General features: G+C 48.7%; 5 protein-coding genes. 2 read left to right on the top strand and 3 right to left on the bottom strand.

Annotated elements, in window-relative coordinates; genetic code table 11:
* The coding region (locus tag ABGY95_RS13160) for a helicase-related protein (RefSeq protein WP_347442146.1) at positions 1–2,019 on the bottom strand (2,019 nt) is incomplete at its 3' end.
* Positions 2,020–2,781 carry a helix-turn-helix domain-containing protein gene (locus tag ABGY95_RS13155; protein ID WP_347442145.1) on the bottom strand — a complete coding sequence of 254 codons (762 nt, stop codon included), beginning with the start codon at positions 2,779–2,781 and terminating at the stop codon, positions 2,020–2,022.
* Positions 2,782–3,019: 238 nt separating this feature from the next.
* Between ABGY95_RS13155 and ABGY95_RS13150 the strand changes: the two genes are divergently transcribed.
* Together ABGY95_RS13150 and ABGY95_RS13145 are read left to right on the top strand one after the other, a co-directional pair.
* Positions 3,020–4,573 carry an MFS transporter gene (locus tag ABGY95_RS13150; protein ID WP_347442144.1) on the top strand — a complete coding sequence of 518 codons (1,554 nt, stop codon included), beginning with the start codon at positions 3,020–3,022 and terminating at the stop codon, positions 4,571–4,573.
* Between the two features lie 25 nt (positions 4,574–4,598).
* Entirely contained in the window at positions 4,599–6,116 is a 1,518-nt protein-coding gene (locus ABGY95_RS13145) for an FGGY family carbohydrate kinase (protein WP_347442143.1), read from the top strand.
* A 49-nt stretch (positions 6,117–6,165) separates the two neighbouring features.
* On the opposite strand, the gene ABGY95_RS13140 is transcribed toward ABGY95_RS13145, so the two are convergent.
* The coding region (locus tag ABGY95_RS13140; RefSeq protein ID WP_347442142.1) for a Gfo/Idh/MocA family oxidoreductase at positions 6,166–6,802 on the bottom strand (637 nt) is incomplete at its 5' end.

Genomic DNA, 6,802 nt, shown 5'->3' with positions numbered 1-6,802 from the left:
AGCCACGCGCTCCGCAAGCAATTGAGCTGCCACACCAAGATCGGGCTCGCCTCCATCCTTACTGGTAAGCACTAGATCTCGAAATCTCTGCTCGCTGCGGTTGACGACCCTGCGAATTGTTTCATCAAAATAGGCATGCGCTCCATCGACAAAATCACTAGGGAATATTTGCCTTAGGTCATCGAGCGAAATACTGACGCAACGATTGAGATAGAGTTGGACATCTTTGCCTCCAACCTCGGTGAGTTCAGTCACAATAAATGCCCCAGCATTTCTAACCACACTCGACTCATCTAACTTTCCTTTACGCCTCCCCACTAATCGGCATGCGAGATTTCCTTTTCCGATACGCACTCCGACTTGATCACTAAAGGCAGTCAACATTGCCCTGCTAACCGCTTGGGCGTTTTTCTCAAAATCAACTTCAGCTAAATCCCAGCCAACTCTTTTACATTGCTGTTGGATTTGCTTCATTGCCTGTACCACCTCGCGTGCCCCTTTGGCTAACACTCCTATATTTTGACACCTCCTAAGGTCAAACTGCATATGCTGCGCCGATTGAAATGCCCGCCATTCACCAGCGAAGTCCGAGAGGTCATCCTCATACAAAAATGCCTTCTTTCCATCCCCATTGCGAGCAAACACCCCTTCCCCCTGGACGCAGGCTGCTATGAACACGGCCTCAGCGAGACATCCACCACTCTGGGCTGAAATCAAAAGTCGGGCGTAGCGTGGATGCATCCGCATTTTTGCCATTTGCTCACCAATCGTGGAAAGACCTCCATCCGCATCAACAGCAGAGAGTTCAGAAAGTAAAGTAACCGCATGCTCTAACAATTCTAACTTCGGACACTCTAACCAACGAAAATCTCGGGCATCAAGCACTCCACGCCCTTTCAGCTGCAGCACAGTCTCAGACAAATCAGTGCGCTGTACTTCCGGTGTTTCAAAAGCATCTCTGCGTCCGTGATCAGTCTCACTCCAGAGCCTCACACAATGACCTGGACCGGTACGACCTGCTCGGCCAGCTCGTTGCGCAGCGGCAGCACGAGAAATTTTCTGCACCATCAGTGTGTCCAGCCCACGGACTGGATCGTATTCAGAAATTCGTGCTAAGCCAGAATCTACCACTGAGCGTACTCCATCAATAGTTAGTGAAGTCTCAGCAACGTTGGTCGAGACTATGATCCGCCTTCTATCACCATTTCCAAGTACTGCGGAATCCTGTTTCTCTGGGCTCAGAGCCGAGTAAAGTGGACAGACTTGTAGTGACCGGCTCCAAGCTGAACGCTCAATCAACTCCACCGTTCTACGAATTTCGTACACACCCGGTAGAAACACGAGAATGTGCCCAACTGAATCGGACTCAACTAGCTCCTTCACAGCACTGGCGCATTTGTCCCATAGCATAGACTCTCTGCGGCCACCACCACGGCTCTGAATCTGAGCTCCCTTGTAGGAAACCTCCACAGGATAACTACGACCTGACGCTTCAATCTGCGTGCATTGACCGCCCAGGTAGTCAGCGAGTCCAGCTAACTCTAGTGTCGCCGACATCACCACCAACTTGAGGCTCTGATTTTTTTGTTCCTGCCACTCTAGGCAAAGTGCTAACGATAGGTCACTGGCCAAACGGCGCTCGTGGAATTCATCAAAAATCACAGCACCCACCTCTTCCATTGACCCACTCTCTAACCATGTGGCTAGAACTCCATCCGTGACATAGACAATCCGAGTACCACGGCCCATCTGACGGTCAAAGCGAACCACGTGCCCCACTTCCCCGCCGACTCGCCCATTGCGTAAACTAGACACTCGTCGAGCCAGCATCCGGGCTGCGATCCTACGCGGCTGCACAACGACGATCAGCCCTTCTACCAGACCACTATCCAGCAATATCTGAGGCACAGCCGTCGACTTACCTGAGCCGGTCGGAGCCTTTAGCAAAGCTCTTGCCGATGTTACGTTCGACAACGCACCGAGCAATTCCTGCTCGACTTCATAAACTGGTAGATCCATCTAACCCTTACGGTAATTACGACGGTAGTCAGTTGGGCTCATTTTCATAACCCTACGGAAACCACGGGTAAAATTTGCATGGTCAGAATACCCGACACTAGCTCCAACCTCTTTCACACTCATGTTGGTTCCAATCAATCGTTCACAAGCAGTCGAAATCTTCGCTTGAATAATGAATTGTTTAGGCGTGGTATTCATATTCGCTTTAAATAATCGCTCTAGGCTTGAGACTGATACGCCGGCAGCTTCTGCCACATCCACAACTTTGATCTCTTTATCCACATTCTTATAGATCGCCCCCACAATTGCCGCAATATCACGTTGCTGGCTTGGAACTGGGAGTCCCTCATCCATTCCCACTCGGCGGCTAATACCGGCAGTACCGACAATCACACCGGCTCTATTTTTTAAAGGAACCTTACTGGTCGCCCTCCACTCTACTCCCCCATTAGTTGTCACCACTAACTCTACCTTATTCCACTGAGGCTCACCACTTGCCATCACTTGACGGTCATCTTCAATGTATACTCTAGCCAATTCACTCGGCATCAACTCAGCATCAGTTTTACCCAACACATCTGCCACTTCCTTATCACAGAGAAAAGCATCGTTGAAAAAGAGAAACTCTCCATCTTCATTCTTCAACCAAAACATAACGTCTGGCATTGCCTGGAATAGTACCGGTGAGATTTGCCCCGGAATCAGAGAATCTAGGAATTCTGTTACCAGTTCTCCATCAAATAGGCTTGTTAATTTATTCACTGAATGACGATTTATCACAAACCACGCGCTTCGTCGAATAATTTAAAATCCACATGAAACATTCACTTTTCAACACCTTAAAAGACATACCATGAATATTGTGTAAAAATTCTGACAATAAATAACAAGATGCTAGACACTGATCTAACTTCGCTCTAAGAGCTTCATACGCTCGATTGAATTCCCCCTTATGTAAAACACCTAAGCTCTCGCGCACAACAACATACTATCGTACAAAATGGACACAACACTATCAAACAAGGAACGCTCGATTATCTTCTGGGCTAGTTTCCTAGCTCTCATGGCAGCCGGCGTAGGCTTCGGCATTCGCGTAATGAGCCTCGGCATTTGGGAAAAAGAATTCAACATCAGCGGAGCTGAAGCTGGCGGACTCTTTGGGCAATCCCTCTGGCCAATTGCTGTCGGAATGATCCTCTTCTCACTTATCGTAGATAAAATTGGCTATAAAATTTCCATGCTAATCGCTGCTGCGAGCTTAATCCTCTCAAGTATTTGGACCATTCTCACCAAAGACCTTAACTCGCTCTCCTATGCGTTTCTTCTTTTCGGTTTTGGCCACGGTGTCGTTGAAGCGGTAATCAACCCGCTGTGCGCAACAATGTACAAAGACCAAAAGAGTAAGATGCTCAACATTCTCCATGCTTCATGGCCAGCTGGTGTTGCCTTAGGTGCTGCGATTTTCATCCTTCTAGGAACTGGTGACTCACCCATTCTCGAGTGGCGCACAATGTTCTGGTTCGTACTCGCTCCAGTAGCCGCATTCGGCATCATGTTCTTAATCTCTCATAACTACCCAGAGGACGAGCGCATTGAAAATAATGTATCCTATGTAGAAATGCTTAGAGAATTTGGCGGACTCGGTATATTCCTCGCCACAACATTCCTCTTTTACAAATTCGCAGAAGTCGCAGGTAAGCTTGGAGATGGAGATGAACGTATCATCACGAGCCTCGCAGTCGGAGCCGCAGCTGGACTTCTCTCTGGATTTGCCCTCAAGTCAGCAGGCAAGATTCTATTTTTTATTCTCTGCCTCATCATGATTCCGCTCGCGACGGCTGAGCTAGCTACTGATGGTTGGATTCAGAAACTGATGCAGCCAATCTTCACCGAGGAATTCCAAGCCAACTCAGGCTGGGCAATCGTTGTCTCTTCATTAATTATGATGTCACTACGTTTCTTTGCTGGTGTGCCATTACGTTTCATGAACCCACCGACTCTCCTTGTGGTGAGTGCCATATTCTCAACTGCAGGCCTTCTCATCCTTTCAGGAGCAAGTGGCGCCATGATATTCCTCGCATTCGCACTCTACGCTGTAGGCCAAACATTTTACTGGCCAACAGTCCTCGGCTTCACTGCTGAGCAATTTCCTAAAGGTGGAGCGATGACACTGAACACAGTATCAGCTATGGGTCTACTCACCCTAGGCATTTTCGGTATGCCATTCCTCGGTGCCGCTGGAGATAACTTCAACGCCCAAGTCGTCAAACAAGAAGCCCCTATCGTTTATGAAGCTCAAAGCTCCAGTGAGAACTTCTTCGGCTGGAATTACAATAAAGTTGACATGGCCGGTGTGGAAAAAGACCTCGACTACCCAGCCGATAGCTCCGATAAAGTTGAATTCACTAAGAAAATTGAAAACAACCAGCGCAAGGTACTCAAGGTAGCTGCTTACTTCCCAGCCATACTAGGTGTTGCCTTCCTCCTAATCGCACTCTTCTACAAATCAAAAGGTGGCTACAAGCCAGTCGTGCTGGAATCCTCTTGGGAATAGTCACTGTATGGTGTAAACCCCCTCTATGCACTTAGGTCTCGATTGCTCTACGCAAAGTCTCTCCGCCATCATTATTGATGTGAAAAGCGGCGAGACAGTCTACGAGACCTCTATCAACTTCGAGGTAGATTTACCTCACTATCAAACGAGTCACGGCTTTGTCAGAGGGACAGAGCCTGACGAGTTTTTCTCCAACCCCATCATGTGGGTGGAGGCGCTCGACCTCCTTTTTACACGCATGCAGCAAGAAGCTGCACCGCTCAATTCAATTGTTACGATTTGCGGCTCGGCGCAACAACATGCCACAGTCTACCTGAACGAGCACTTTGAGAGAACACTGGAAAACCTCTCGCCTAACATCCCATTAGCGGAACAGCTCTCGGATGTATTTACTCGGCCAGTCTCACCCATTTGGCTAGATTCCTCCACACATCAGGACTGCGCGGAAATCACCAATACAATTGGCAGTGTACGCAAGGTGACTAAACGTACTGGCTCAGCTGCCATCGAGCGCTTCTCCGCCGCGCAAATCCGCAAGTACGCCAAGCAATTCCCTGAACGTTGGCACGAGACCAACACAGTTCATCTTGCCTCATCATTTTTATGCTCACTGCTCATAGGCAAGTCAGCAGCCATCGACTTCGGCGACGGAGCCGGGATGAACCTCATGCATATCAACAAGCGCAAGTGGGACAAAAAAATGGCACAAGCCACGGCTGATGGCACACTGGAGCGACTCCCAAAACTACGCAACACAACACGCATAGCAGGAACCATTGCCCCCTATTTCAGTAGCAAGTTTGGAATCAACCCCACAACCCGCAGCACCCTCTGGACTGGCGATAATCCAGCCAGCCTCATTGGCATGGGCGTGATACGCAAAGGAACCTGGGTCATCTCACTGGGAACTTCATACACACTTTTTTCCGCCGTCGAAAGCCCCTTCCCTGACCCACAAGGCTATGGCCACATTTTCGGAAACCCTGTCGGCCACTACATGTCGCTTTCATGTTTTAAAAATGGAGCACTAGCCTGCGTTGATTTAAAGAAACAACTAGGCATTTCCTGGGATGAATTTAATACTGAACTCTTAAAAAAGCGCAGCCTAGAAAGCCCAGTCTCTTTGCCATTTTTCGACACAGAGATCACACCTCCCGCCTCTGCCGTGGATCAATCACAGGCTACTCCCGCATCACTCATCGACGGCCAGTTTCTCAACATGCGCCAGCACAGCCTCTGGCACGGCGAATTCCCTGAAACAATACTCGTCACTGGTGGAATTTCCCAAAGTAATGGGGTGTGCCAAACGATAGCCAACATTTTCCAGCGGCCAGTGCAGAGACTCGCATCTCATGGTTCAGCGTCATTGGGGGCGGCATTGATTGCTGCATCCGCTGATGGTTATGACATCGACACATTGATCGAGCAGTTTTGCACCCCGATCGAGGGCACCACTATCGAACCAAATCCAGGCACAGAAATTGTGTACCAAGCTCTGGGAGAGAAGTTCACTGAGCAACTCTACCAACACATAAGAAAGTAACAGGGCGACACACTAGTCACCCTGCACTCACTTATTTTGCTAGATATTATTAAAGTGCAACTGGCGCACTAGACTCTGCAGACTTATAGATTCCATCAATGATTTTCATGAGGATCAATGCCTGCTGAGGTGTATTGAGAGGCTTGGCTGCCCCCTCTAGAGCTTCCACGAAGTTGGCTGCTGAGTTGATACGCCCCATGTCTTCACATTCCTCGACTTCGATATTCTTATCAACAGACTTGCCGTCCTCCTGAACATAAATCTCACAAGTATCGATAGCTGTTTCGTCGATTCCGTCCTCTGCGAATAAACGCTCCACTTTCCCACCACCCTTGGTGCCTTGGAAAACAACTGAGACCTCCTCGCGCTTTATCATTTCAGCCCAAGAAACCTGAAGAGAAAGCGTTTGACCTGACTTGAAAGTAATAAATCCATGTGCAGCAGCCTCTACATCAGTGATGCCGTCAGCTCTATCTGGAATACCCCAAGGGCCCTTAAAGTCTTTATTCGTGATAAAAGTATCGAAAGTCTGACCAATCACATAGTTAGGCTCTGGATAATCCATGAAGTACATTGCAAGGTCAACCATGTGAAGCAGATCGATAAGCGCACCACCACCAGCTAACTCTTTATTTGTAAACCAACCACCAATTCCTGGGATGCCTGTGCGACGAGCCCATTTGGCC

The organism is Rubritalea sp., from assembly GCF_039830215.1.
Lineage (GTDB): Bacteria > Verrucomicrobiota > Verrucomicrobiia > Verrucomicrobiales > Akkermansiaceae > Rubritalea.
The sequence above is the reverse complement of the archived record's forward strand: the minus strand, read 5'-3'. Positions and strand labels throughout refer to the sequence as shown.